Origin of the sequence: Streptomyces sp. MMBL 11-1, assembly GCF_028622875.1 — a bacterium.
Lineage (GTDB): Bacteria > Actinomycetota > Actinomycetes > Streptomycetales > Streptomycetaceae > Streptomyces.
This window is the reverse complement of sequence record NZ_CP117709.1, coordinates 68,026-94,265: the sequence shown is the minus strand read 5'-3', so window position 1 is coordinate 94,265 and position 26,240 is coordinate 68,026. Positions and strand designations below refer to the sequence as shown.

Genomic DNA, 26,240 nt, shown 5'->3' with positions numbered 1-26,240 from the left:
AACACCCCCCCCGCAGCGCCGGCCGCTGCCTGCTGGTCCGGCCGCGGCTGGTGGTCCGGGAGTCGACCGCGCCCGTGCCCGAGGTCGTGCCGGTGTCCGGGCCCTCGCCCGCGCAGGCGGGACGCGGTGACTCCGGACGCGGCGGCTCCGGACGCGGTGGCTCCGGTGGGGTGAGGAGGCTGCGGGCTCAGTCCGCCGAGGGTGCCCAGCCCGTCGCCTCGATGCGGCCGGCGTCCCGGGACCGTTCCGCGTCGAAGACCGTGCGGTGGCCGTCGAGGACCCGCAGTCCGTCCACGTACGCGCCGCGTCCCACGTACAGCCGGTCGGTGGCGTAGCGCCAGCGCAGGGTGACGTCCCGGCCGCGCCAGGCCGCCAGGTCCGCCTCCAGCCGGTGCCAGACGCGCCCCGACCAGCCGGTCACCGAGCCCGCCGGGTGCGGCTGCGGGCCCGTGCGGTGGCCGGGGCCCGGCGCCAGCGTGGTGAACGGCACCGGCTGCCACTCCTGCCCCGCCGACGCTTCCAGGAAGAGGCCGTCGGAGGCCGGTTCGGTGTCCCACCACAGCGCGCACTCCAGGCGGGCCCGTGTGGAGTCCAGACGCAGGGCGGGCAGGGTGAGGGTGGCGGTGGTGGCGCTCGCCATCCCGGAGAACCACGCCGTACGCCCCCGTTCGGACCGGACCGGAACGGCCCGCGCCAGCTGGTTGGCGGCCGCCACCCGGGGCGCGCTGCCCGAGCGCCAGCTCCGCACCGGGTGGACGGAGTTGCCCAGCACGATGAGGAAGGTGTCGGTCGACGGGTCGAGCACCAGGCTGGTCCCGGTGAATCCGGTGTGCCCCGCACTGCGCGGCGTCGCCATCGCGCCCATGTACCAGTGCTGGTAGAGCTCGAAGCCGAGCCCGTGTTCGTCGCCCGGGAACGCGGTGTTGAAGTCGGTGAACAGCAGGTCGACCGAGTCCTCGGACAGGATGCGGGAGCGGCCGTAGACCCCGCGGTTGAGGAGGGTCCGGGCCAGGACCGCGAGGTCCCAGGCGCAGGAGAACACCCCGGCGTGGCCCGCCACCCCGTCCAGGCTGAACGCGTTCTCGTCGTGCACCTCGCCCCAGACCAGCCCGCGATCCAGACCGGACCAGGGCAGCCGGGCGTCCTCGGTCGCCGCGATCTTCGGTTTCCAGGAGGCGGGCGGGTTGTAGCGGGTGCGGTGCATCCCGAGCGGGGCGGTGATCTCGTCGCGGAGCAGAACGTCCAGCGGGCGGCCGGTGATCTTCTCCAGGATGAGCTGCAGCGAGATGAGGTTGAGGTCGGAGTAGAGGTACGCGCTGCCCGGAGTGCTCGCCGGGACCTCCTCCCACAGCCGCCGGAGCTTCCCCTCCCGGGTCGGCTCCTGGTAGAGCGGGATCCACGAACGGAAACCCGAGGTGTGCGTGAGCAGGTGACGGACCGTGACGTCCTGCTTCCCGCCGCCCGCGAAGTCCGGGAGGTACGAGGCGACCGGGGCCTGAAGCTCCAGTTCACCGCGCTCGATCTGCTGGACCGCCAGGAGTGAGGTGAACAGCTTGGAGATCGAGGCCAGGTCGAAGACGGTGTCCTCGGCCATCGCGATCTGCTGGTCCGGCGGGAACTCCACCCCGGTGTCGGTCTTCTCGTCGTACGCGGCATAGCGCACCGCCTTGCCGATCGGCCGGTGGAGCGCCACGGTTCCGCCCCGCCCGGCGAGCAGGACCGCGCCCGCGTACCACGGGTGCGCGGGGGAGTCGGCGAGATAGGTTTCGGCGTCCCGGACGAGCTGGTCCAGCGGCCCCTGGAGCAGCCCGGCGCGCGCGGCGCTGCCGCGCCGCAGCGTGGGCCGGTGCGCCCCTGACTCCATGTCCGCTCCCGTGTCCGCGGTTCCGTCCGTCGCCCCTGTGCCGGGCACGGCCGCGGCCGTGCCCGCGAGCGGAAGCGGCGTCAGCGCGAGCGCACCGCCCAGCGCCAGTATCCCGCCGCCCAGCCGCCGCCGGGCGATGCCGCTCCCGTCGGCGCGGGAGCCGGCCGCCGCGTCGCGGTCCGAGGTCCGCCCGGAGCCTCCGCGCGAGTCCAGGCCGTCCGCGGCCCGTCCGTTCTTCCGCATGTCCCCGGTCATCCGCAACTCCTCCCCGCGCCCGACGTCCGGTCACCGGGCCAGGCCCGTACGCCGGAGCCCGCGCGAAAGTAACTTCCGAGATCTCGCCGAGCAGTGAAAGTTCTTGCCGCCGCAGAGATTACTGTCGCCCTCGCGTTCCTGGGTCCCTCCCGGCCCACAAAGAATCTGATGTGGCATCAGGAAAGCTCATTCCCCCGGCCGCTCCGCTGCGGCGTCCTGCCGCTCATGGAGACCGAACTGAGCAGGCAACCGGGAATCGAGCACGCCATCCTCGGCTGCGCGCCGTTTCCCGAGGTCGCCGCAGCCATCACCAGGGCCGGAGGCTTCGGCGTGCTCGGTGAACGGGCCGCCCGGGATCGCCCTCGGCGCAGGGCGTCCGGCCCGGACGAGCCCGCCCTAGCGCCGTTCGCGCACCCGCACCACCCGCAGATCCGGTGAGCGCGCGATGTCCCGCTCGCAGAACCGCGACGTCACCCAGCGCTCCCCCGCGTACAGCCTGGTCTGGTCGCTGTAGTGAGGTGACTTGGGGTTCTCCGACTGGGAGTACGTCAGCAGCGTCCGGGCCACCGGGCAGCGGCTGTCGTCCCAGCCGACCGCCTGGATGTAGCTGGAGCCCGACGACACCTCCGTATAGCCGCCTCCCGCCGCGTCCCACCGCGGCTCGGTCTTGTTCCAGACGCCCAGCGACTCCGTCCCGCCACCGATCGGGAGCCGCTTGCCGTTCCGCACGACGAACTGGTGCTCGCCCAGCGGCGCGTCCAGCGCGATGCCCGCCGCCCGCAGCTCCGCCACGGCGTCCGCCAGGGCCCGGCCCAGGACGGGTGCGGCAGTGTTCAGGTCGCGCGGGGTGCGCACCGGGTCCGCCGGATCGAACGGTGTCCTCCACAGCTCGGCGGCGGGCGCCGCCGACGCCTTCCGCCAGAACCGGTCGAAGAGCAGCGCGCCCCGGCTGTCGCTGTCCACGCTCCGGTCCCAGCGCCGCAGCACCCGGCAGGCCGCCGACACGTCGACCCGCGTCCCGTCCGACCCCACGGCCGTGCCGCCCGGCAGCGCCGCACACCACTTCGCCGCCTCGGACGCCGCCAGATCCCCGGCCGGCGCACGGTTGGCGAGCTGCTGCCGCTGAAGGTCCGCGACCCGGAGCCGGCCCCGGTCCGCCATCGACGCGACGTCCTCGACCGCACCGCGCGTCCGCAGCGACCGGGGCGTCGCGATCGTGCCGAAGACCCGCTCGTACCCGGTCAGCGGCCGCTCCGCGTTGGTCAGCCACGCGCTGTCGTTGGAGTTCTCCACGTACGGCTGGTTCTTCAGCACCGGCATCCGGCCGGGGCCGAAGATCCCCGGCCGCACCGCGTCGGGGTCGCTGCCCAGCGCGCAGTCCGCCCGCGAACCGTCCAGCACCGCGAGACCGGAAGCGGGGTACGTGGCCCGCCCCAGCGGGGTCGAGCAGCGCTCCGCCAGCTCGTCCGTGATCCTCGGCAGCACCTGCGACTGGGCGAAGAACGAGTGCCCCGCCCGGTCCGCCGCGATCGTGTTCACCCACGGCATGCCCTGCGACCGGTGCAGCGCACGCTCGACGTCACCCGTGGAGCGGGCCTTGCCGAAGCCCAGACCGGTGTCCGCCATCCGCATGTTCGTCGCGTTCGGGTCGTTCAGCGCGTACGCCGTGCTCGCCGTCCACGGCAGCGGCAGCGTCGGACCCATCGAGGTGACCACCGGCCCGTAGCGGGTCCACCACTGGGTGCGGGTCACGTCGGCCGCCCCCTTCACCGGGACACTCACCGTCCGCCGTGTCATTCGCTCCCGCTTCCCGTCCACCAGATAGGCGGTCGGGTCGGCCGGATCGAGGGTGAGCTGATGCAAATTCAGCGTGACGCCCGTGGCGACCGTATGGCTCCACGCCACATCGGCGTTGTGCCCGATCGAGATCGTCGTCGAGCCCAGCAGGGACGCGCCCGACACGTTCAGCTCGCCGGGGATCGTCTGCTGAGCCTGCCAGAACCGGCGTCCGCCCTGCCACGGGTAGTGCGGGTTGCCGAGCAGCAGCCCGCGCCCGTTCACCGTGGTGGAGCCGTCGAAGGCCACCGCGTTGGAACCCATGTCCGCGTTCTGCGTCGACAGCAGCCGCTCCGCCGCCGTCGCCGCCTCCTCGGGCGTGACCCCGGCCGCCGGGGGAGCGGCGGTCGGCGGTCGCGCCGCCGTGATGCCGTCGATGCCGCGCCCCTGGCCGCCGAGCACCGCCAGCGCGTAGCCGCGCGCTGCCACGTCCAGGGCCGTCACCGGGCGCACCCAGGAGGCGCCCCGGCAGGCCGGGTCGGTGATCCGGTTCTGCGCGATCCACGCGTTGTACCCGGCGGCGAACCCCCGCATCGTCTCCTTGACGTCCCGGCTCGGACCGGCGGGCGCGGGCTCCTTGAGCAGCTTCTCCACCGTGCCGCTGTCCCGGACGCCCCGGAAGTACAGGTCGCTGGAGAGGTTCGTCGCCGCCGAGGAGAGGGAGTGGTCCGTGGCGGCGTCCGGGCCGAAGAACCTCGACCGCTCCCCGCGCACCGTGAGGAAGCCGTCCGCCAGTGTGCACACCTGGTCGGCGGCCTGGGCCCAACCGGTGCCGAACCCGAGCTCCGCGTAGTCCTTCGCCACGATGTGCGGAATGCCGTACTCCGTGTACCGGATGACGGCGGAGAGACCGCCCCCGGACGGGTGCCGCGACGGCTGAGCCCCGGACGCGGCGGCCGGCGGCAGCGACGCCGTCACGGTGAACAGGGCGAGACCGGCGACCCCGAACAGTCTCAGACGTTTACGTAAGGTCAAGGTGTTCCTCCCAGCGGTGCGGGTGGCGCGGCGGCCTGACCGGACCGTCCGGACAGCCACGCGCCACTCAGCCAGGGAGCCCCGGGACCTGTCAACCGTCCGGTCGGTATCCAGCCTCTTGACCTTCGGGGCCCGGACGCACAGGATCACGCCATGACAGGTGTACGCAGCAGCACGGTCGACGGCGTCCTCACCCGCAGCGCCCGGCGCACCCCCGGAGCGACCGCCGTGCGGTACGCCGGCCGGGCCTGGACCTACCGCTCCCTGGACGCCGCCGTCTCCACGGCCGCCGCCGTCCTCACCGAGGAGCACGCTCTCGCCCCCGGCGACCGGGTGGCCGCCTACGCGCACAACTCCGACGCGTATCTGATCGGCTTCCTCGCCTGCGCACGGGCCGGTCTCGTCCATGTACCGGTCAACCAGAACCTCACCGGCGACGACCTGGCCTACCTCCTCGACCAGTCCGGCTCCTCCCTCGTGCTGACCGACCCGGACCTCGCCGGGCGGCTCCCCGCCGGGCCTCCGGTGCGGGCGCTGCGTGACGCGCCCGGGTCGCTGCTCGACGCCCTGGAGACGGAACGGGCGTTCACCCCGCGGCGCCCGCCCGCCTCCGACGACCTGGTGCAACTCCTGTACACCTCCGGGACCACGGCGCTGCCCAAGGGCGCGATGATGACGCACGGGGCCCTGGTCCACGAGTACGTCAGCGCGATCACCGCGCTCGGCCTCGCCGCGAACGACCGGCCCGTGCACTCCCTGCCGCTCTACCACTCGGCCCAGATGCATGTGTTCCTGCTGCCCTACCTGGCGGTCGGCGCGGAGAACACCATCCTGGACGCCCCGGACGCCGCCACGGTCTTCGACCTCGTCGAAGCGGGCCTGGCCGACAGCCTGTTCGCCCCGCCCACCGTCTGGATCGGTCTCGCCAACCACCCGGAGTTCGCCACCCGCGACCTCGCCGGACTGCGCAAGGCGTTCTACGGGGCCTCGGTCATGCCCGTCCCCGTCCTGGAGCGGCTGCGCGAGCACCTCCCGCACCTGGCCTTCTTCAACTGCTTCGGCCAGAGCGAGATCGGCCCCCTGGCCACCGTGCTGGGCCCCGACGAGCACGAGGGCCGGATGGAGTCCTGCGGCCGGCCGGTCCTGTTCGTGGAGGCCCGGGTCGTCGACGAGAAGGGCGAGGAGGTCGCCGACGGCACCCCCGGCGAGGTCGTCTACCGCTCGCCCCAACTGTGCTCCGGCTACTGGGACAAGCCCGAGGAGACGGCGGAGGCCTTCCGCGACGGCTGGTTCCACTCCGGCGACCTCGCCGTCCGCGACGCCGAGGGCTACCTCACCGTCGTCGACCGGGTCAAGGACGTCATCAACTCCGGTGGCGTCCTCGTCGCCTCCCGCCAGGTCGAGGACGCCCTCTACACCCACCCCGCCGTCGCCGAGACCGCCGTCATCGGCCTTCCCGACGACCGCTGGATCGAGGCCGTCACCGCCGTCGTCGTCCTGCGCGGCGAGGCGGGCGAGAGTGAACTCATCGCCCACGCCCGCGAGAAGCTCACCGCGTTCAAGGCGCCCAAGCGCGTCGTGTTCGTGGAGTCGCTCCCGCGCAACGCCAGCGGGAAGATCCTCAAGCGGCAACTGCGGGACGAGCTGGCCTGAGACCGGCCGCTTCCAGGAACCGGCCGTTTCCAGGAACCGGCCGCTTCCGGTGACCGACCGCATCCCGGAAACCGGACCGCTCCCCGCGACCGGACCGCTTCCCGGAACCGGCCGCCGCAACCGACCCGCATCCACGATCCGCCGCACGAACGGCCGGACACGCTCCCGGCTGTGCTACTCGGTGCCCGACGCCCGAAGATCCACGATCCGCCGGATCTTGCCCACCGAGCGTTCCAGCGACTCCGGGTCCACGATCTCGACCCCCACCGACACCCCGACACCGTCCTTCACCGCCGCCGCGATGGCCAGGGCGGCCTTCTCCCGGTCGGCCGCCGTGGCGTCCGTCCGCGCCTCCGCCCGGACGGTGAGCGCGTCGAGCCGGCCCTGCCGGGTCAGCCGCAGCTGGAAATGCGGAGCGACGGCAGGCGTACGCAGCACGATCTCCTCGATCTGAGTGGGAAAGAGGTTCACCCCGCGCAGGATCACCATGTCGTCGCTGCGTCCGGTGACCTTCTCCATCCGGCGGAACGTCCGCGCCGTCCCCGGCAGCAGCCGCGTCAGGTCCCGGGTACGGTAACGGATCACCGGCATCGCCTCCTTGGTCAGCGAGGTGAAGACGAGCTCCCCCTCCTCGCCGTCGGGAAGCACCTCACCGGTGAGCGGGTCCACGACCTCCGGGTAGAAGTGGTCCTCCCAGATGTGCAGCCCGTCCTTTGTCTCCACGCACTCCTGCGCGACCCCCGGGCCCATCACCTCGGAGAGCCCGTATATGTCGACCGCGTCGATGGCGAACCGGTCCTCGATCTCCCGGCGCATCCCCTCGGTCCACGGCTCCGCGCCGAAGATCCCGACCTTCAGGGACGTCGAACGCGGATCGACGCCCTGCCGCTCGAACTCGTCCAGCAGTGTCAGCATGTACGACGGCGTGATCATGATGATCTCGGGCCGGAAGTCCTGGATCAACCGGACCTGGCGCGCGGTCATGCCCCCGGACGCGGGGATCACGGTGCAGCCGAGCCGCTCCGCCCCGTAGTGCGCCCCGAGTCCGCCGGTGAACAGCCCGTATCCGTACGCCACATGGACCTTGTGGCCGGGCCGCCCGCCCGCGGCCCGGATCGAACGGGCCACCACGTCCGCCCAGGTGTCCAGGTCCCGTTCGGTGTACCCGACGACCGTCGGACGTCCGGTCGTGCCGCTGGAGGCGTGGATCCTGCGCACCTCGTGTTCCGGCACGGCGAACATCCCGAACGGGTAGTTGTCCCGCAGATCGGCCTTCACGGTGAACGGGAACCGGGCCAGGTCCGCGAGCGTCCGGCAGTCGTCGGGCCGCAGCCCCGCGCTGTCGAAGGCGCTCCGGTAGAAGGGGACGGCGTCGTACGCGTGGCGCAGCGTGGACCGGAGCCGCTCCAGTTGCAGGGCCTCCAGTTCGCCACGGCCGAGCCGTTCCGTCGCGTCCAGCATGGCCGTCATCAGGACCCTTCCTTCCGAAACAGGCGACCGGCAGGTGACGAACGGGCCGCGAAGGGGAGGCGACCGATCATTCGGTCGATCTTCCTGGGAGCAGTAATGCAGGCGGCCGGGGGTGCTGGCAAGAGGCGCGCGGTGTTCCCGGCGGATCAGCCCGCGGCCAAGTCCACCGGCGACGCATGTTGTTGCGCCGTCGCTGATGCAAGATCCTGAAGAGCACGGCGGTACGGGACGGGGCCGCGCGGAACGAAAGAGGGGCGGCGTGTGCTGACCGAAGCGGTATTCCGGACCGATGCCCTCCAGCGGAGCGACCGGTTCGCCGGCTGGCAGCAGTGCGTGAACAACGTCATCGCGCCCATGGAGATCACCAGCCCGTACGCCGACGACTTCTGGGCCGACCACCGGCTCCTGCGTGTTGAGGACACCCTGCTGTGGCCCGTCCGCCTGCAGGCGTCCCGCTACCGGCGTACGCCCCGGCTGATCAGACAGTCCGACCCGGGTCTGCTCCACATGACGCTGGTCCGGCCCGGCAGCGGGGCCCTGTACGTCGAACAGGGCGGGCTGCGCAGTACGGCCGAAACGCACGACCTCTATGTCCTCGACATGTCCAGACCCTGTGACGTCCGGACCGCCGACGAGCCGATCGTGGGGGTGGGGGTGGACCTCCCCCGATCGCTGTTGCCCCTTCCGGCGAGCGTGCCCCTGGACGACGTGCTGGGCCGGCGGCTGTCCGGCCGGCACGGCTTCGGCGCGCTGCTCACCCAGTTCGTCACCCATCTGGTGGACCCGGCGGACGTCTACGGCCCCGCCGACGCGGCCCGGCTGCACCGGGTCCTGCTCGATCTGGCGGCCGGACTGCTCGCCGGTGGGCTCGACCGGGAGGCGGCCCTGTCGCCGGAGGCCCGTACCCGCAACCTCGTCCTGACCATCCGCTCCTTCATCGGCCGCAATTTCCACGACCCCAAGCTCACCCCGGCGGCCGTCGCCGCCGCGCACCACATATCGACCCGCCACCTGCACCGGCTGTTCCAGCAGGAGGGCACCACGGTGGCCGCCCTCATCCGGAGCCGACGCCTCGAACGGGCCCGCCGGGACCTCGCCGACCCCCATCTCCTCGACACACCGGTGCAGACGATCGCCGCGCGGTGCGGCTTCGGCGTGCCCGCCCACTTCAGCCGTGTGTTCAGAGCCGACCAGGGCATGTCACCCAGTGACTACCGGCACACCAGGCTCCGGGGGCGGACAGAGCCGGTGGTGCGCTGAGCGGCCGGGGACACGGTCGGTGTCTCGGCACTGCGCTCCGGATCCCCCGTGCCGGCGGCGAACCGACCCTGCTCACCACCTCGTGCGCACACGAAGGTGCGGTGGAGCGGTGGTGTTGGGTCGGGCGCACGGCGCACCCCCGTGGCACCGGGCATCCCGACGCCCATCAGTCTGCGGATCTTTCCCCGCCCTGTCCTTGACGATGGGCGACGGGGCGTTGACGATCAGCGCCGGGCGTCTCCCCGCAGCGGTATCCCAGCACCGAGGGGGTCCGGAGGGCTCCCTCAGCGCCGTTCGGCCCCCCGCCGCCACGAGGGCGAGGGCTGGAAGCTCACCGAGGCGGGCGTCACCGAACTCGCCCTACGGCGGAGGGGCTCGGTTCCTCGCCGTGTGGACCCCCGGAGCGGAGCCCCCGCCCGGCTGAGCGAGCGCGACGGGCCCGGTCCCGCGGGGCCCGGGCCCGGCTCCGCGACGTGAGCCGGGACACGTAACATGGCAGCATGTCCTTCCTCCGCCGCCGTAGCGCCGCAACACCCGCGGGCCCGGACTTCGACGTCCTGGCCATGGACCCCGGGGACTGGCCCGGCAACCTCGGCGCCGGTCTGCTCCCCGCCCCCGACGGCAGCTGTCAGGGCGTCTTCCTCCGTTACGACCTGTACGGCGGCCGGGGCCCGGCGATGATCATCGGCAATCTTCCGGAAGGCTCGCCCGCCCGCGAGACCGAGGAGGGCCAGGTCCCCTTCGAGGTGGCCCAACTGCTCCTCGCCCTGGAGAACGACGAGCCGATCGAGGTCGTCAGCTCCGAGGACGTCCCCGTCATGCAGGGCGACAACCTGCTGATCGTCCGCCGCGTCAAGCTCTCCGAGAGCCGTATCGCCTGCGTCCAGTTCGACCGCAGCGACGGCGTCCTCGTGACCATCGCCAGCTGGGACCGGCCGATCACCGACGACCTGTACACCCTCCTCAAGCCGCTGCCCGCAGAGCTGTTCCAGCAGGGCTGAAACGTCCCTGCGCAAGGCCGTCCGGATCCGTCCGGGCGGCCTTTTCCGTTGCCCGGGGAGGGGGCCGGGCCATTCTTCATAGGGCTGGGTGGGAGGCGGACCGGGGGAGGGCTATGGTAAAAAAACGAAACGAGCGTTCAAATTGTAGCGACCGCTCGATTCGGGCGGCCGTTCCCCGCGAACGGCCGCCTACGTCCGCCCTTCCGGAGGTCCACGCATGGCCAACCCCTATGGCGTCCTGTTCAGGACGCCCGGATCGAGGGCTTTCACCGCCGCCGGGTTCGTCGCCCGCATGCCCCTGTCCATGGCGGGCATCGGCATCATCGCGATGGTGTCCCAGATGCGCGGTGACTACGGCCTCGCCGGAGCCGTCTCCGCCACCTTCACCCTGTCCATGGCCCTCTGCGGTCCGCGGATCTCCCGGGCGGTCGACCGCCGGGGCCAGAGCCGGGTGCTGCCGCCCGTCGCCGGTCTGAGCGTGATGGCGCTCGGCGCGCTGCTGCTCTGCGCCCGGTACGAGGCCCCCGACTGGACCCTGTTCGGCTGCGCGGCGGTGGCCGGCGCGATGCCCAACATGGCGGCGATGGTGCGTGCCCGCTGGACGCACGCGCTCAAGGGCTCGGACCGGCTGCACAGCGCCTACTCGCTCGAATCGGTCGTCGACGAGCTCACCTTCGTCGTGGGCCCCGCGCTCTCGGTGGCCCTGTGTACCGCCCTGTTCCCCGAGGCCGGGCCGCTGGTCGCCGGAGTGCTGCTGGTGCTCGGCGTCCTCATGTTCGTCCCCCAGAAGCGCACCGAACCCCCGGTGGTCCGGCCGGCCGATGGCGACCCGCGAGGCGGCTCGGCGATCCGTGGCGGAGCACTCCGCCTGCTGGCCCTCACCCTGGTGGCCGGCGGCGCCATCGTCGGCACCATCGATGTCGTGAGCGTCTCCTTCGCCGAGCAGCAGGGCTCGCCCGCCGGCGCCGGTGTCGTCCTCTCGGTCTACGCGGCCGGTTCCGCCGTCGCCGGTCTGGTCTTCGGGGCACTCAGGCTCACGACGCCACTGCCCCGGCTGCTCGTCCTCGGCACCGCCGGGACGGCGCTCACGACCCTCCCTCTGCTGCTCGTCGGGGACCTCGTCACGCTGACCGCCGCCGTCTTCCTCCCGGGGCTCTTCTTCGCGCCTACCATGATCGTGGTGATGGGGCTGGTGGAGAGGACGGTGCCACCCGCCGCACTCACCGAGGGCATGACCTGGGCCATCACCGGCCTCAGCGTGGGTGTCGCGTCCGGGGCCGCGGTGTCGGGAGCGATCGTCGACCGCTTCGGTCCCGGCGGTGGCTTCGTCGTCGCCGTCGCCGCGGGCGCGGCCGCTCTGCTGACGGCGCTGTGCGCCCGGCGTCCGCTGGAGCGAAGCCTCCGGAAGCGTGCGGACCGCGACGCCGAGGAGCCGGCCGAGGGGCAGACCGAGGCTCCCGGAAGGTCCGCGCACTGACGGGCCGGAGCCGAAGCGCGCCCGCCGTCCCCACCCGCCACGAAGCCCGGAGGCACCGTGCACGCACCGCAGACCGACGGACGCCTGCGCAAAGGCGAGCGACGGAAGGAGGAACTCATCGAGGCCACGCTGCAGGTGGTCGCCCGGGAAGGGGTCGCCGGCGTCAGTCACCGGGCGGTCGCGCGCGAGGCGGGCCTGCCCGCCACCGCCGCCGCCTACCACTTCACCAGCATCGACGACCTGCTCGTCGCCGCGCTCACCCGCTGTATGGAGCAGGACGCGCACCGCATGCTCCGGCTGGCCGATGAGGCGGACGGCGGCCCCGAGGGCATCACCGCGTTGGCGGAGCTGCTGGCGAAGGTCGTCGAGGGCCCCGGACGGCTGCTCGCGGAGTACGAGTTGTACCTGCTCGCGGCCCGCCGCCCGGAGTTGCGCGGTCCCACCCGGCACTGGCTGGAGGCCATCGCCGCGTACGGCCGCCGCTACACCGACGACCCGGTCCGGGTGCGGGCGCTCAAGGGCGTGATCGACGGCCTGCTGCTCCAGGGGCTGCTGACCGACACCCCGCCGACGGCGGCGGAGTTCGAAGCCGTGCTCCGGCACGTACTTCTCTGACGGCCGGTTCCGCCATCGGTCCCGGCCCGCCGTGCGTTCCTCCGGACGGCGGGCCGAGACCTCACGAACTACGCCGGGCTGCCCGCCAGTTGGGCCATCAGCCTGGTCACCTGCGCGGCCGACGTACCGAGCCCCGTGGGACCGCTGATGTGCCAGGGCGTGCCGTGACCGCGCCGCAGGTCCTCCTCGCGGTAGCGGCGGCAGCCCCGGTGCCAGATCAAGATCCCCGCGATCCAGTGCTCCAGCTCCCGCACATAGCCCGCCAGAATCTCCCGCGCCTCGGCGTCCAGGGCGAAGTCGTCGTACAGCACCGGGAGTTCGACCTCGGCGACATGCAGGAACTGCCGCAGCCGCGAGTTCATCAGGTCGTGCACGATCGCCACGCCCGTCGGATAGTCGACGCCGAAGAAGTTCTGCACGACCAGGACGCCGTTGTGCACCTCGCCCTCGTACTCGATCTCCTTCTGGTACGAGAACAGGTCGTTCATCAGGCACGCGTAGTCCGCCGCCGCGTTCTCCAGGGAACGCATCGGACCGCTGCGGTAGACCTCGTCCGGGACCTTCCTGCCGTGCCCGAGCCGGCACAGGCTCATCGTCAGGTCCGAACCGAACGTGGCCCGCCGCATCTCCACGTAGTCCACCGGGTCGGGGATACGGTTCTGCGCCTGGTTCGCCAGCTCCCACAGCCAGCTCGCGGTCATCGACTCGATCGCGGTCCGGAAGGTGCGCCGACCGCCAGGATCCATCGGACCGGCCGTCCTGCGCCACAGGTCGCCCAGACTCCGCTCCAGGGCGTTCACCGGCTCCGGCGTTCCCTCGCCGTCCAGCGGCATGAACAGCGACAGCCGCTCGTTGGCCAGCCGCGCCCCCGCCAGGTCCCGGGTCCGCCCGTGCACGACCGGGAACCAGTCGTCCCCGTACGTCCCCCAGGCCAGCCACCCCGAGGACAGGTCCAGTTCGTCCGGGGTCGCGTCCGGATCCAGCCCCGCCGCACACAGCGGCAGGTCGATCGCGATGAGCCGCTCCTCGTCCCAGATGTGCGAACCCGGTACGCCCGGCTGGGCCTCCAGGATGCCCATCCGCCGCGCCCAGTCGACGAGCCGGACCCGGGCCCCCTCCAGATGCGGGCTCAGCGTCGTCCCGAACGGCAGGTCGAAGTCCGGCAGCAGCGAGGGGCCCACGTGCTGGTACGGCACATGGCTCTGGCTCCGGGCCCGCGCGGTCTCCGAACGGAGCGTGAACCTGATGGAGGCGGCGGACATGCCGAAGCCGGCGACGGCCTCGCCCGCGCCGCCGCCGTTCATGTAGCGACTGGAGCGCATATGCCATTCGTGGCCGCCGGACTGCCAGTCCTGGAGCCCCTTGACGTACGCCAGCACGGCGGCGGTCTGCGCCGGGTCGAGGCCCTTCTCGGCGCAGAGCGGGCCGAGTTCGGTCAGGGCGGTGTTCTCGAACTGCTGGAGCCGTGAGGTCAGCAGGTCGTTGACCGCGTCGGCGGCCTCCTGCGTGGAGCAGCCGAGGAACTTCTCCATCACCAGCACGCCGTTGCTGTTCTCCCCCTCGTCCTCCACCTCACGCTGGTAGGAGAAGAGGTCGTTGCGCAGATGCACGCCGTCGGAGAACGCGTCCCGCAGCACCCGCAGCGGGCGGGCGTCGGCGACCGACGCGGGCACCTCGGCGGCCGCCGCGTACTCCACCAGACCGGCGGACCAGGGCGCGCCGCCTACCTTGCGGCGCATCTCGATGTACTCGACGGGGTTCGCGATGCGGCCCTCGTGGATGTTGGCGAGCTCCCACAGGGACTCGTTGAGGAGATTCTCCGTCGCCTCCGCGAACCGGGCCCGCCAGGCGTCCGACATCGAAGGGACCGTGCGCGCCCACAGATCGGCGAGCCCCGCCTCGACGGGGTTCGAAGGCGTGGGCGTCGGGGCGCCGCGCTCCATCGGCATGAAGGAGGGCAGGCGGTCCAGATACCGCTTGCCGCCCTCCCGGTCGGGCGTGCGCTTGAACAGTTCCAGGAAGTGGTCGTCGAAGAAGAAGACCCACACGTACCAGTCGGTGACCAGGGAGAGCGCCTCGGCCGAGCAGTCAGGGTGCGTGTAGGCGCACAGAAGGGCGTAGTCGTGCGCCTCCAGGTCCTTCTCCTCCCAGATGCCGGATCCCTCCAGCATCCCCATGGAGCGGGCCCACGCCCGGGTGTGCGTGCGGGCCGCCTCCACATGAGGGTTGAGCCGCGCCGGATACGGAACATAGAAGTCCGGCAGTGAGAAGGGCTGTGCCATGTGCGTCAGGCCTTTCCAGAAGCCTCCGCGCGGGGAAACGCGCGGACCGGTGGTGTCCGCGCAGCACTACCCTTCGGCCATACGGAGCACGCACGACGGCGATTAGTCACATAATCGCGGCGTTGGTGCGTGCTCGGAAGCCGGTCGTTCGGAAGTCGGTCGCTCAGTAGGCGGAGTCGACGTTGTCGATCGAACCGTACCGGTCCGCGGCGTAGTTGGCGGCGGCGGTGATGTTGGCGACCGGGTCGGTGAGGTTCTTCGGGGTGCCCTTGACGTGGTACGCGTCGAAGGTGGGCTGGATCACCTGGAGGAGACCCTTGGAGGGGATGCCGTTACGCGCGTTGATGTCCCAGTCGTTGACGGCGTTCGGGTTGCCGCTGGACTCGCGCATGATGTTGCGGTGCAGCCCCTCGTAGGAGCCGGGGATGTTCTTCTTCTTCATGATGTCGAGCGACTCGCGGATCCAGCCGTCGAGGTTGTTCGCGAACTTCTTGGGCGCGGGGGCCTTGCGCTCGGTGGAGCGGTTGGCGGCCTGCTTCTCGGAGCGCGCCTCTTCGGCGTCCTTCTCCGCGGTCGCCTTGCGGGCGGCCAGGGCCTTCTTCGCCGCGGCTTCCTTGGCGGCGGTCTCCTGGGCGGCCTTCTTGGCCGCCGCGTCCTTCGCCGTGGGGATGCCCGCGGCGGCGACCGGCTCCACGGAGACGGAGGGCCGGGTCGCCGTGGCCTGCGCTTCGCTCGGGGCGCCGGTGGCGGCTATGGCGGTGACGGAACCGGCCGCGACGAGCACGGCGGTGGCGATCTTGTGCGAGCGGGTGATGCGCAGGGTGGAGATGCGGGGCATGCGTGAGCTCTTCCTATGGGGGACGGGCTTCGCGGCCTTCGCGCCGCGTCGGCGGGAACCGGGCGTCCGGGCCGCGATCGCCGATGGGTGATCGACGTCGGCTCGTACTCGGTGCTCGCCGGAATCCATGGTTAGCGCGCACCGACATAGGAAGCAATGACCGCCTTTACTACTCTTCATCGTGAGATGCCAATTTATGAGCCATTTGGGCGGTTCGTTACGCCGCACGGGAGGGCTCGGGCCTACTACCGGAGGCCGTAGGTGATGTGGGTCTCGTGGCGGGCCTCACTCGCGGGGGCCCCGGGGCAGCACAGGGTCAACGCCCGGTCACGAGGAGGCGCGGCTCGGAAGGGGCCTCATGGCCGCCGTACGGAGCATCGGCGACTTCGGCACGGAAGGGCCGGCGTCGGCTCGGCCGGGAGGCGGTGGGCAGGCCTCGCGACGCACAGAAGCGCGCTGCGGGCCCGGTGTGTCGGCACCGGTCCCGCAGCGCGCTTCTTCTTCACAGTGGTCTCATCACTGTGGTTTCTCGGCGGGCGGGCTGTTCGCCCGCGTCCTCCTCCCGTCTCAGCGTGTGCCGACCGCGGCCCGCACGGCCCGCCGCGCCATGGCGCAGTCGTCGTGCAGCCTCCGCAGCAGCAGCCGCTGCTCCTCGCCCGAGGAGAGAGCGCCGGGCCGGTCGGCCCCCGCCCCCGCCGCGGGCGCCTCGCGCATGGCGCGCTGGACCGCCGTCTCGTAATTGCGGATCTCACGGGTCAGCACCAGCATCAGATTCACCAGGAACGCGTCCCGCGCGGCCGGCCCCCTGGCCTGGGCCAGCTGGCTGATCTGACGTCGTGCCACCGGGGCGTCGCCCAGCACCGTCCACAGCGTCGCCAGGTCGTACCCCGGGAGATACCAGCCCGCGTGCTCCCAGTCGACGAGCACCGGACCGGTCGGCGACAGCAGGATGTTCGAGAGCAGGGCGTCCCCGTGGCAGAACTGCCCCATGCCCTGTCTGCCGCCCGCATGCGCCAGACCGTGCAGCAGCTTCTGCAGGTCACCGAGGTCACGGTCGGTGAACAGACCGAGCTCGTGGTAGCGCGCGATCCGCGACGCGTAGTCGAGCGGCGCCTCGAACAGTCCGGGCGGCGGCCGCCAGGCGTTCACCCGGGCGATCGCTCCGAGCGCGGCCCGGATGTCGGCCCGCGGCGGCGCCTCCGCCGGGTGCCGGGTGAGAGCGGCGACCCGGCCGGGCATCCGCTCGATCACCAGCGTGCAGTTCTCCGGGTCCGCCGCGATCAGCCGGGGCGCCCGAACCGGGGGGCGGTGCCGGACGAACGCGCGGTATGCCGCTATTTCGTGCCGGAACCGCTCGGTCCACGCCGGTGAGTGATCCAGTAAACACTTCGCGACGGCGGTGGCCCGCCCGGTCGTTCCGACGATCAGGACCGAACGGCCGCTGCGGCGCAGCACCTGGACCGGGTTGAACTCGGGGCAGATGCGCTGCACGGAGGCGATGGCCATCCGCACCTGCGCCCCCTGGGGCCCGGACAGGTCGATCCTTCCGCTGAGCGGTCCGGCGCCCGGCCCCGGGGCCCGTCGGGCCCGGCCCGGACCCTGCACCGGTGCGCCGGCGTGAGGAGCGAGATAGGGCCCGCCGCCCGCGCCCATCGGGCGGAGCGGACGGGGCGGGGCGGACACGGAGGACGATGCTGTGTACATGGGCGAGACAGATCCCTTCGTGCGCCGACAAGGTACGTGCGCCAACCCGGCCGACGGCCGTTCGGCACCCTGGGGAGTACCTAGGGCTGCCGGGCGGGGTGGCGCTTTCCTACCTGACACCGGAGTGCGGGTGGCAGACCATCTGGCGGACCCTGGCGAACCCTGGCGAATAGTCACAGCGCATCTGACAGGGGGTTAGTGTCAAGTCAGCCGAGAACCTGGGGGCTTGACGTGTCCGGAGAACCCAACACCCGCCTTTCTGACCTGTTCGGCCTGGCCGGCTGGTCCAAGGGCGAACTCGCGAGAATGGTGAACCGGCAGGCGGCGGCCATGGGCCACCCGCAGCTGGCCACCGACACCTCGCGCGTCAGGCGCTGGATCGACATGGGGGAATCCCCCCGAGATCCCGTGCCCGAAGTGCTGGCGGCTCTGTTCACCGAGCGGCTCGGCCGTGTCGTGACCATCGAGGACCTCGGGTTCGGCCGACGCGGGCGTGTGGGGAAGCGGCGTGACTCCGGGACGGAACACCATCCCGACGCACTGCCGTGGGCGCCCGAACGGACGGCAGCGGTCCTCACCGAATTCACGGGAATGGACCTCATGCTCAACCGACGCGGCTTGGTGGGTGCGGGCGCCGCGCTCGCCGCCGGCTCCACCATCGCCGGCCCCATGTACGACTGGCTGCACAGCGACCCCGCTCCGGCGGCCGACGCTCCACGCGCCAACGATCCCCTGCACGCCGATCCCGCCGGTTTCGACCGGTACGAGGCGGCACCGGTCGGCTCCGAGGAGATCGAGGCCCTGGAGCATTCGGTCACGGTGTTCCGCGCCTGGGACGCGTCCCGGGGCGGCGGACTCCAGCGCAAGGCGGTCGTGGGCCAGCTCAACGAGGTGGGCGGCATGCTCGCCTACCGCCACCCCGACCATCTCCAGCGCCGCCTGTGGGGCGTCGCCGCCAACCTCGCCGTCCTGGCGGGCTGGATGTCCCACGACGTCGGCCTCGAACCCACCGCTCAGAAGTACTTCGTCATCGCGGCCCACGCGGCCCGCGAGGGCGGCGACCGGCCGCGCGCCGGAGAGGCGCTCTCCCGGGCGGCACGCCAGATGGTGCACCTGGGCCGCCCCGACGACGCGCTCGACCTGATGAAGCTCGCCAAGTCCGGCTCCGGCGACGAGACCCTGCCCCGCACCCAGGCGATGCTGCGCACCATCGAGGCCTGGGCACAGGCGTCGATGGGCCACGGGCAGGCCATGCGGCGCACCCTCGGCGAGGCCGAGGAGCTCTTCGTCTCGGACAAGAGCGACGTGCCGCCGCCCAGTTGGATGCAGATGTTCGACGAGGCAGATATGCACGGGATGCAGGCGCTCGCCTTCCGTACGCTGGCCGAGCACGACCAGGGGGCCGCGGTCATCGCCCAGCGCCATGCCAAGCAGGCGCTGGAGTTGAGGGACACCGAACGCCAGCGGTCGAAGATCTTCGACTACATCTCGCTGGCCTCGGCCTGCTTCATCGCCAACGACCCCGAACAGGCCGACCGGTACGCACGGCTCGCTCTGGTGTCGATGGGGGAGACCTCCTCGCACCGCACCTGGGACCGGCTCCGCGAAATGTACCGGCTCACCGGTCAGTTCGCCGGACACGCGGGGATCCAGGATCTGCGCGAGCAGATCGAGCTCTCGATGCCGCCGAGCCAGAAGGCCAAGGGCATGCGGATCTGACCCGGCAGCGCCACTCCGCGCTCACTCACGCCCCGACACGTCCGCGCTTCCTCATGCCCCGATTCGGGCGACCAGCACGCACGCGTCGTCCAGGCGATCGGTCCCGCCGAACTCCTCGACGACGCTCCGCACGCACTCCTGTGCCGTACGGGCCTCTGCGAACCGAGGAGCGAGGGCGAGCAGCGCCTCCGGGCCCGCACCCCGGTTGCCGCGTCGGATCAGGCCGTCGGTGTGCAGAACGAGCACGTCACCGGGGTACAGCCGTACCTCGTCCTGCTCGAAGGCGACGTTGGACGCGGCGCCGAGCAGCATCCCGTCCGGCGGGGGCAGGAGCCGTCCCGAACCGTGGCGGAAGAGCAGCGGCGCGGGGTGTCCGGCCTGCGCCCAGGACAGAACGGAGGTGTCGGGGTCGAAGCGGCAGCACAGGGCGCTGCCCAGCGCGGGCTGCATCGACGTCTCGAGTACCTGGTTGAGGTGCCCCATCAGCGCGCCCGGCTCGATGCCGGCGACGGCCATGCCACGCAGCGCGCCCAGCATCATCGCCATGGCCGAGGTGGCGGGGATGCCGTGCCCGGTGAGGTCGCCGACGGTGAGGAGGGTGCGCCCGTCCGGCAGTTCCATCGCGTCGTACCAGTCGCCGCCGATGAGGCCGCTCGCCTGGGAAGGGAGGTAGTGCGCGGCGATGTCCAGGGCGCCGGGTCCCCGCGTCGGGAGCCGCAGAGATCCGCGCCACGGGGGCAGGACGGCCTCCTGGAGCTCCACGGCCATGCGGTGTTCGGTCCGTTCGATGTGCTCCGCGCGCCGCACCGACGCGCGGTTCGCGCTCACGGCCTGCTCGCCGCGCCGCAGCTCGCTGACGTCCCGCAGGACCGCCCACATGGAGGCGGTGCTGCCCTCCCCGTCCAGGACGGGCTCGCCCGTCATGTGCAGCGTGCGCAGACGGCCGTCGGGGCGCACGATGCGGAACTCGCCGTCCATCGGCCGGCCGTCGACGAGGCAGCCCGTCACCATGGCGGTCAGCAGCGGCTGGTCCTCGGCGAGCAGCACGGAAGGCAGGTCGTCCAGGGAGAGAGGGGTGGAGCCGGGCGGCCTGCCGAAGATCTCGTACAGCTCCTCGGACCAGCGGGACTCGTCGGTGAGGAGGTTCCACTCGGCGCTGCCCACCCGGCTGAGCGGAGAACCGGCCCTCGGGTCGTCGGGGACCTCCACCGCCCGGGGGGCGTCGTCGGCACTCCGGTCCGGCAGGCCCGCGCGGAGCTGGCCCAGGTGTTCGTCGAGGTTGTCCAGGTGCTGCACGGCAAGCTCGCACAGGGCGCGCTGCCAGCGCAGCTGGGGGTCGTCCTCGTCGAACACGACGGCGTCCCGCCGCACGGCGTCCACGTCCCCGCGCAGCCGGCGCGTCCGGTGGATCAGGGCGTCGACGGCGTCATGCGCGGGAGGCTGTGGTGCGGGGTGGTCCGCGAAGAGGGGGGACGGCATCTCGTACTCCGATACAGGCGCGGCCCAGGGCCTCTCGTTTCGATCATGTCGGCTCCCGGGTCCGGCCTGATGCGAACGAAAGACTCCACCCGGTTCTGGAGGGTGGACCGCTACGACTGTCGCACAGGCCGCGGCGGTCCGTAAGGGCTTTGGCAACACTCGACGGGTCCTTGCTTCTGGCATATGCCAGCGGCTTTCGGATGCGGAGACGATCCGAACAGGCGTACGTCTGGGGCGAGTTGGCCGCGACGCTTCCGAGGGGGCGGTGGGCAGGGAATGCCGGGCGGGCGGCCCGCGTTACCCCACCAGAACGCAAGCGAACCGGCTGGAGCTCCGCACGTCCGACTCCGCCGACGGCCGGCGCGTTCTGGTCCGCGAGGCCCGCTGACCGTCCGGAAGGGGCCCGTCCCCCCCCGTACGTCACCGCTGTCCGCGGTGAGGAAGGAACGCATCGATGAAGTCCCGCATCCACCCCGTGTCCCGTCCCGTGGTCTTCCGTGACCGCGCGGCCGATGTCGCCTTCCTGACCCGCTCCACCGCCGACTCGGGCGAGCGCGTGGCGTGGGAGGACGGCAATACCTACCCCGTGATCGACGTGGAGACCTCGTCGGCGAGCCACCCGTTCTACACCGGCGGCAGCCAGGTGCACGACACGGCGGGTCGCGTCGAACGGTTCCGCCGCCGCTACGGCCCCGGTGAGACGTCCGCGAGCTGACCGAAGGGGCCCCGACCAGGGGGGAAGCCCGGAATTCCGTGCCGTGGGTCACATGTGCGGGGGTGGATTTCCGGGTGCGGCCCAGGATGGTTTATCGTTCATCTATATGCGGGAACGAGGGGGCGGTGCCCCGGGACTTTCCTGTGGCCCAGGGGGAATGAACGCACTCCCGAAGCCCATGGAGCCGTCCGCCGAGAGGCGATCGCCCTTCCCACCCGCACGCAGACCGCCCCGGCCGGATTCCCCCGATCCGGCCGGGGCTTCCCCTTGCCCGCTCGTAGCGGGCCGCCTCGGCGCCCGCCCGGGTCACACGGTCTCGTCGAGGTCCTTCGCGTAGTGCTCGATCGCCCGCCGGTACTCCTGGACGTACGGGTCCCGGCTTGTCGCGGCAGTCAACTCCAGCAACAGGCGCATCGACTCCTGGTGCTCGTCGACGTTGTACAGGGCCATGGCCAGGAACGTCCGGAGCGAGCCGTCGTCCGGGAACTCCTCGACGCCCCGGCGCAGCGTCTCCACCGCCTGCCCGTACCGGCCGAGGATCCGGTACGTACTGCCCAGCCCCAGGAGCGCCCCGCGCCGGTCCTCCGCGGCCAGCGCCGGATGCGCCAGTGCGCGCTCGTAGTAGGGCACCGCCTCCGACTCCAGCCCCAGCGCGTCATGGATCCACGCCGTCCGGCAGACCACCTCCGCGTCGTCGGGATACTCGGCGGTCAGGGCGAGGAGCAGGTCGCGCGCCTCCCCGGGCCGGCCTTCCGTACGCAACCGGTCGGCCTCGTCCAGCAGGTCCTTCTTCTCTCGTGCGCTCATGCGCACATCGTCGCAGGCGAACGGGGGCGGCCGGGTGAACCTTCGCCCCACGGGGCGGTCCGGGCGTGTGTTCCGGGCGGGCGGGGGCACCCGTCGGCCATGACCGCAGAGGCGAATCCCCGTACACGCCAGGGGACATGGGTACGTGTGCTGGTGCGTGGCGCGATCCTGACGGTGGTGCTGCTGGGGCTGGTGGCCTTCTCCGTCCTGCTGGCCAGGGTGACGCTCACGCCCTCACCGGCCTCCGAGGACCTCGTCACCGCGAATCTCCGCCCCGGCCGCTCGCTGCGCCAGTACGCCGAGGACTACACCTTCCTCGCCGCCTGCAAACAGGCCGGCGGGAACCTGCTGCTCGGCGTGCCGTTCGGACTCCTGCTGCCGTTCTTCGGGCCTCGCCGCCTGCGCATGATCCGGACGACGCTGCTGACAGCCCTCGCCATGGCCACCGTCGAGCTGATCCAGGGGGCCCTGGTCGAGGGGCGCGCCTTCGACATCGACGACGTCATCCTCAACACGGCGGGCGCACTGCTGGGGTACTTCGTGCTCGGCCGCCGGATCAGCCGCCGCTACTACACCTACGCCGACGACGCGGGTTCGCCCGCCCCGGCGGCGGAGAAGCGTGAGGACGGGCCCGAGCGCGTGCCGAGGACGGCCGCCCGCACCCGGGCCGGCGACGCCGCCCGTACGGAGACCGCCCCCACGAAGCTGCGCGACCGCCTCCGCGGGCGCTGACCCGGGCACCCGTTCGGGCCGGGCCGTTTGCGGGCTGCCCGGAGCGGTCGCACGGTGGGGACACGTCCTGCGCGCGGATGCCGTACGGATCCCCTGCCGAGGAGGAGCGACATGGCCGAAGGCCAGTGGAGCCCGGGCCGCAAGGAGACGGACGCGGACGAGTTCCGGCCCGTCCTGGACATCGTGGAACCGGCACGCCAGCGGCGGCTGACCGTCTTCCTGCGGCTGCTGCTGCTCATCCCGCACTTCATCGTGCTGCTCGTCCTGCACATCGCGGCGTTCTTCACCGTCGTCGTGGGCTGGTTCGCGGCCCTGGCGCTGGGACGGCTGCCCGACCCCGTCTTCCGCTTCCTGACCGGCGTCCTCGGCTACGACATGCGCGTCTCGGCGAGCGACATGCTGCTCATCGACCGCTACCCTCCCTTCGCCCTGACCCCGCCGGCGGACTATCCGGCGCAGATCGAGGTGCGGCCCACCCCGCTCAACCGCCTCGCGGTGCTGTTCCGTGTCTTCCTGATGATCCCGGCGGCGATCGTGCAGAGCCTCGCCGTGTACGGGTGGTGGGCGCTGGCCTTCGTCTGGTGGCTGATCACGCTGTGTCTCGGCCGGATGCCCCGGCCGCTGTTCGAGGCGACGGCGGCCACGCTGCGCTACCGGATGCGGTTCTCCGCGTACGCCATGATGCTCACCCCCGCCTACCCCAAGGGCCTGTTCGGCGACGACGACCCGGCCGTGGCCCCGGGCGGGCGGTCGCGCTCCGCCACCCGCCCGCTGGTCCTGAGCAGCGCCGCGAAATGGCTCGTGGTGCTGTTCCTCGTGCTGGGCCTGGCGGGGCACATCACCTCGTCCGTGACCGCCTCGACGGCCGATGACACCTCCGACACGCGTCTCGTCGGTTCCTGAAGCGGGGCTCGTGGCTGTCCCCTGCCAACGAGGGAGACCTGGTCCCGGCTGAGCGGGCTTCGATCCGGTGGTCCTCTCCGACGGGGGAGAGCGATCGCGTGCGGGTGGCGGCCGCGCTGCTCCGAGCGGACCCGGCAACCGGGGAAGCGCCCTCGCGTCTGCCCGGTCGTACCGGAACAGGCCCATTTTGTGCGGGAGTTCGTTCAGGATGAGGGGGTGGTGGACTGAAAGCACCCGGCGCGGGCCACACGCAGAACATGACGTCCAGCGACGTAACCACAGAGTCCGCGCCGCACGGCGACCGAAAAAGCGACGCCCGCCCCTCCCGGTGGTGGCCGAAGGCCCTCGGCGCGGCCGTGGCCGCACTGGCCCTGCTGTTCGTCGGCAGCGGGCTCAGCCTGCTGCCGGGACTCGACGACCTCTTCGGCGAGGAGACCCACGACCGTTCGGGCCCCGCGGTGCTCAAGTCGATCCAGGACATGAGCGCGTACGAGGCCGCCTCGGGCAACTTCCAGGTCGTCGTCGATCTGGAGAAGGACGCGAAGTTCGTCCCCGACGCCCTGCGCGGCACCCGCACCCTGTTCGTCGGGGCGGGCACGGTCGGTGCCTCCGTCGACCTGGGCAAGGTCACCGAGGGCGGCGTCGTGGTGAACGAGGACCGCACCGCCGCCGAACTGCGGCTGCCGCACGCGGTGCTGGGCAGGCCGGCCCTCGATCCCGACCGTTCCTACGCGGTGTCCAAACAGCGCGGTCTCCTCGACCGGCTGGGCGATCTGTTCTCCGACAACCCCGGCAGTGAGCAGGCGGTCAACAAGCTCGCCGCCCAGCACATCTCCGAAGCGGCGAAGGAGAGCGAACTGACCGCTCGGGCGGAGAAGAACACCGCCGACATGCTGAAGGGTCTCCTCGGCTCCCTCGGCTTCGAGCGCGTCACGGTCCGCTACGGGGACGACCAGGGGTGATCGCGTCACCCGGGTGGACGCGCCGGATGCGCGGGGCCGTCCGTGCGCGTCGGACGGGCAGGCCTCCCGCCGCGTACCGCTCTTGACGTGAACGCGTCCATCGGTATGGTCTAGTCCAAGTGCAAGGCCTTTTCGGACACCGTCATCAGGTGTGTCCGGCAAGGGACTTGCGGCCCTTCGCGCCTCTTGGCCCCACACTCGCGAGGTCTCGCCGTCGAAGCCGGGCCCCCCACGGCCCGCCACCGCGCGGTGCGGCCTCATGTGAAGGAGAAGCATGCACGCGAAAAGGAAGACAGCGCTCGCCGTCGGCGCCCTGCTCGCCCCGGTCCTCGCCCTGAGCCTCCCGGCGAGCTCCGCCGGTGCCCACGGCTACATCTCCAACCCGCCGAGCAGGCAGGCGCAGTGCGCCGCGGGCACGGTCAGCTGCGGTGCGATCACGTACGAACCGCAGAGCGTCGAGGGTCCCAAGGGGCTCACCAGCTGCAGCGGCGGGAACAGCGGCTTCGCGGAGCTGGACGACGACTCCAAGGGCTGGGTGGTCACTCCGGTGAACCGTTCCCAGCAGTTCGAGTGGAAGCTCACCGCGCGCCACTCGACCAGCACCTGGCAGTACTTCGTGGGCGGCGAGAAGATCGCCGAGTTCGACGACGGTGGCGCGCGGCCCGGCGCGACCGTGACGCACCAGGTCGACTTCGGCAACAAGACCGGCCGGCAGGAGGTGCTCGCCGTCTGGAACATCGCGGACACCGCGAACGCCTTCTACGCCTGCATCGACGTCAACGTCGGCTAGAGCCCTTCGTCGGGGCCGGGCCGACCGACACGAGGGCCCTGGGCCCCGTACCGGTCGGGTTCTCACCCCTCGGCCCGTCACGCCCCGGTCGCGCATCGTCGCGGGCCGGGGCGTGGTGCTGTCCGCGGTGGCCGGAAAACGGCATGGCGTGGAAGGGGTGGGTAGTCGAGCGGTTACCCTACGTCAGCTGTCCTGATTGATCATCAGTGCTCGAGGGGACTCCTGAATGAACCGCATGCGTACCGTACTCGCCGCGCTCGGCATCACCGCCGGACTGATCTCCGCTCCGGCGGCGAGCGCCGCGCCGGTGTCCGCCCGGCCCGCACCCGCCGCCGAGCGCCACGACCCCTGTACCGGAGAGTTCCGCGGCGACGCCCGCCTGGGCCCCAAGTGGCTGCCGAGCAAGCGGCTCGCCCCGGTGGGCCCGCTCCTGAAGGGCTGGCAGCGCACCGGCGACCTCACGCCGAAGGACTTCCTGAAGAAGTACTGGGAAGGGCCCGCGGACACCGGCAGCTGGAAGTACCCGCCCAACGACGGCTTCGCCGAGGTGAACGGTGAGATCGACAAGGAGCCCGTGAAGCTCCGTACCGGCCAGCGCCTGGACCGCTTCGGCTCGGAGTACGGCGGCTACCTCGCCCCCGCGGGCGACTCCTACGCCGAGCGCGCCCTGCCCCCGCAGAACCTGAACACCCGTGACGCGGCCACCCCGTGCGACTACCGCGTCTACAAGGTCGCCAAGCCCTTCTGGGTCTGGCAGGGCGGCATCGCCCCGTGGTTCGAGCAGCCCGGCGGCGGCCGGCAGATCAAGCTCGACGCGGTCTTCCTCGACCCGGGCGAGGGGCAGCGGCTCAATGTGAAGTGGCTGCTGGACAACGCCTACCTGACGCCCGCGGGCGTGTAACC

20 protein-coding genes and 1 pseudogene are annotated in these 26,240 nt (G+C 71.8%); 13 read left to right on the top strand and 8 right to left on the bottom strand.

Going from position 1 to position 26,240, the window contains the following annotated elements; all coding sequences use genetic code 11:
- Positions 1 to 187: 187 nt before the first annotated feature.
- Complete coding sequence (locus tag PSQ21_RS00430; protein WP_274028311.1) at positions 188 to 2,119, bottom strand: serine hydrolase; 1,932 nt, start codon at positions 2,117 to 2,119, stop codon at positions 188 to 190.
- 225 nt (positions 2,120 to 2,344) lie between these two features.
- Here PSQ21_RS00430 and PSQ21_RS00425 point away from each other — a divergent pair.
- Positions 2,345 to 2,458, top strand: a pseudogene (locus tag PSQ21_RS00425) (nitronate monooxygenase); the annotation flags it as partial.
- A 57-nt stretch (positions 2,459 to 2,515) separates the two neighbouring features.
- Here PSQ21_RS00425 and PSQ21_RS00420 read toward each other — a convergent pair.
- On the bottom strand, positions 2,516 to 4,930 hold the full coding sequence (locus PSQ21_RS00420) for an acylase (RefSeq protein ID WP_274028308.1): 2,415 nt from the start codon (positions 4,928 to 4,930) through the stop codon (positions 2,516 to 2,518).
- A 153-nt stretch (positions 4,931 to 5,083) separates the two neighbouring features.
- Here PSQ21_RS00420 and PSQ21_RS00415 point away from each other — a divergent pair, with 153 nt between their 5' ends.
- On the top strand, positions 5,084 to 6,583 hold the full coding sequence (locus PSQ21_RS00415) for an acyl-CoA synthetase (RefSeq protein WP_274028307.1): 1,500 nt from the start codon (positions 5,084 to 5,086) through the stop codon (positions 6,581 to 6,583).
- A 174-nt stretch (positions 6,584 to 6,757) separates the two neighbouring features.
- Here PSQ21_RS00415 and paaK read toward each other — a convergent pair whose 3' ends face one another.
- Complete coding sequence (gene paaK / locus PSQ21_RS00410) at positions 6,758 to 8,053, bottom strand: phenylacetate--CoA ligase PaaK (protein ID WP_274028306.1); 1,296 nt, start codon at positions 8,051 to 8,053, stop codon at positions 6,758 to 6,760.
- A gap of 261 nt (positions 8,054 to 8,314) precedes the next feature.
- On the opposite strand from paaK, the gene PSQ21_RS00405 reads away from it, so the two are divergent.
- From PSQ21_RS00405 to PSQ21_RS00390, 4 genes are all read left to right on the top strand, one after another.
- The gene (locus PSQ21_RS00405) at positions 8,315 to 9,313 is read left to right on the top strand and encodes an AraC family transcriptional regulator (RefSeq protein WP_274028305.1); all 999 of its coding nucleotides are present in this window, start codon (positions 8,315 to 8,317) and stop codon (positions 9,311 to 9,313) included.
- A 500-nt stretch (positions 9,314 to 9,813) separates the two neighbouring features.
- On the top strand, positions 9,814 to 10,314 hold the full coding sequence (locus tag PSQ21_RS00400; RefSeq protein WP_003971159.1) for a hypothetical protein: 501 nt from the start codon (positions 9,814 to 9,816) through the stop codon (positions 10,312 to 10,314).
- Between the two features lie 217 nt (positions 10,315 to 10,531).
- Entirely contained in the window at positions 10,532 to 11,791 is a 1,260-nt protein-coding gene (locus tag PSQ21_RS00395; protein WP_274028302.1) for an MFS transporter, read from the top strand.
- Positions 11,792 to 11,848: 57 nt separating this feature from the next.
- Positions 11,849 to 12,406: a TetR/AcrR family transcriptional regulator gene (locus PSQ21_RS00390; RefSeq protein ID WP_274028300.1), complete on the top strand. Its 558-nt coding sequence runs from the start codon at positions 11,849 to 11,851 to the stop codon at positions 12,404 to 12,406.
- A gap of 68 nt (positions 12,407 to 12,474) precedes the next feature.
- On the opposite strand, the gene PSQ21_RS00385 is transcribed toward PSQ21_RS00390, so the two are convergent.
- The 3 genes from PSQ21_RS00385 to PSQ21_RS00375 all read right to left on the bottom strand — a co-directional run bounded on the left by PSQ21_RS00385 (position 12,475) and on the right by PSQ21_RS00375 (position 17,230).
- The gene (locus PSQ21_RS00385) at positions 12,475 to 14,688 is read right to left on the bottom strand and encodes a terpene synthase family protein (protein WP_274028299.1); all 2,214 of its coding nucleotides are present in this window, start codon (positions 14,686 to 14,688) and stop codon (positions 12,475 to 12,477) included.
- A 163-nt stretch (positions 14,689 to 14,851) separates the two neighbouring features.
- A complete protein-coding gene (locus tag PSQ21_RS00380; RefSeq protein WP_274028297.1) occupies positions 14,852 to 15,526 on the bottom strand; it encodes a transglycosylase SLT domain-containing protein in 675 nt (224 codons plus the stop codon).
- Between the two features lie 567 nt (positions 15,527 to 16,093).
- Positions 16,094 to 17,230 carry an aminoglycoside phosphotransferase family protein gene (locus PSQ21_RS00375; RefSeq protein ID WP_274028296.1) on the bottom strand — a complete coding sequence of 379 codons (1,137 nt, stop codon included), beginning with the start codon at positions 17,228 to 17,230 and terminating at the stop codon, positions 16,094 to 16,096.
- A gap of 231 nt (positions 17,231 to 17,461) precedes the next feature.
- Between PSQ21_RS00375 and PSQ21_RS00370 the strand changes: the two genes are divergently transcribed.
- On the top strand, positions 17,462 to 18,949 hold the full coding sequence (locus PSQ21_RS00370) for a DNA-binding protein NsdB (RefSeq protein WP_274028295.1): 1,488 nt from the start codon (positions 17,462 to 17,464) through the stop codon (positions 18,947 to 18,949).
- A 51-nt stretch (positions 18,950 to 19,000) separates the two neighbouring features.
- On the opposite strand, the gene PSQ21_RS00365 is transcribed toward PSQ21_RS00370, so the two are convergent.
- The gene (locus tag PSQ21_RS00365; protein ID WP_274028293.1) at positions 19,001 to 20,428 is read right to left on the bottom strand and encodes a PP2C family protein-serine/threonine phosphatase; all 1,428 of its coding nucleotides are present in this window, start codon (positions 20,426 to 20,428) and stop codon (positions 19,001 to 19,003) included.
- A 454-nt stretch (positions 20,429 to 20,882) separates the two neighbouring features.
- On the opposite strand from PSQ21_RS00365, the gene PSQ21_RS00360 reads away from it, so the two are divergent.
- Complete coding sequence (locus PSQ21_RS00360) at positions 20,883 to 21,143, top strand: type B 50S ribosomal protein L31 (protein WP_274028290.1); 261 nt, start codon at positions 20,883 to 20,885, stop codon at positions 21,141 to 21,143.
- A 306-nt stretch (positions 21,144 to 21,449) separates the two neighbouring features.
- Here the strand turns inward: PSQ21_RS00360 and PSQ21_RS00355 are convergent, their stop codons facing one another.
- On the bottom strand, positions 21,450 to 21,950 hold the full coding sequence (locus PSQ21_RS00355) for a tetratricopeptide repeat protein (protein ID WP_274028288.1): 501 nt from the start codon (positions 21,948 to 21,950) through the stop codon (positions 21,450 to 21,452).
- A gap of 99 nt (positions 21,951 to 22,049) precedes the next feature.
- Between PSQ21_RS00355 and PSQ21_RS00350 the strand changes: the two genes are divergently transcribed.
- The 5 genes from PSQ21_RS00350 (at position 22,050) to PSQ21_RS00330 (ending at position 26,238) form a co-directional block, all read left to right on the top strand.
- Positions 22,050 to 22,682, top strand: a complete 633-nt coding sequence (locus PSQ21_RS00350) for a VanZ family protein (protein ID WP_274028286.1) — start codon at positions 22,050 to 22,052, stop codon at positions 22,680 to 22,682.
- Positions 22,683 to 22,793: 111 nt separating this feature from the next.
- Positions 22,794 to 23,585 carry a DUF4389 domain-containing protein gene (locus PSQ21_RS00345; protein ID WP_274028285.1) on the top strand — a complete coding sequence of 264 codons (792 nt, stop codon included), beginning with the start codon at positions 22,794 to 22,796 and terminating at the stop codon, positions 23,583 to 23,585.
- Between the two features lie 257 nt (positions 23,586 to 23,842).
- The gene (locus tag PSQ21_RS00340; RefSeq protein WP_274028283.1) at positions 23,843 to 24,547 is read left to right on the top strand and encodes a DUF4230 domain-containing protein; all 705 of its coding nucleotides are present in this window, start codon (positions 23,843 to 23,845) and stop codon (positions 24,545 to 24,547) included.
- A gap of 274 nt (positions 24,548 to 24,821) precedes the next feature.
- Positions 24,822 to 25,337: a lytic polysaccharide monooxygenase auxiliary activity family 9 protein gene (locus PSQ21_RS00335; RefSeq protein WP_274028282.1), complete on the top strand. Its 516-nt coding sequence runs from the start codon at positions 24,822 to 24,824 to the stop codon at positions 25,335 to 25,337.
- A gap of 226 nt (positions 25,338 to 25,563) precedes the next feature.
- Positions 25,564 to 26,238, top strand: a complete 675-nt coding sequence (locus tag PSQ21_RS00330; RefSeq protein ID WP_274028281.1) for a TNT domain-containing protein — start codon at positions 25,564 to 25,566, stop codon at positions 26,236 to 26,238.
- Positions 26,239 to 26,240: the final 2 nt, after the last annotated feature.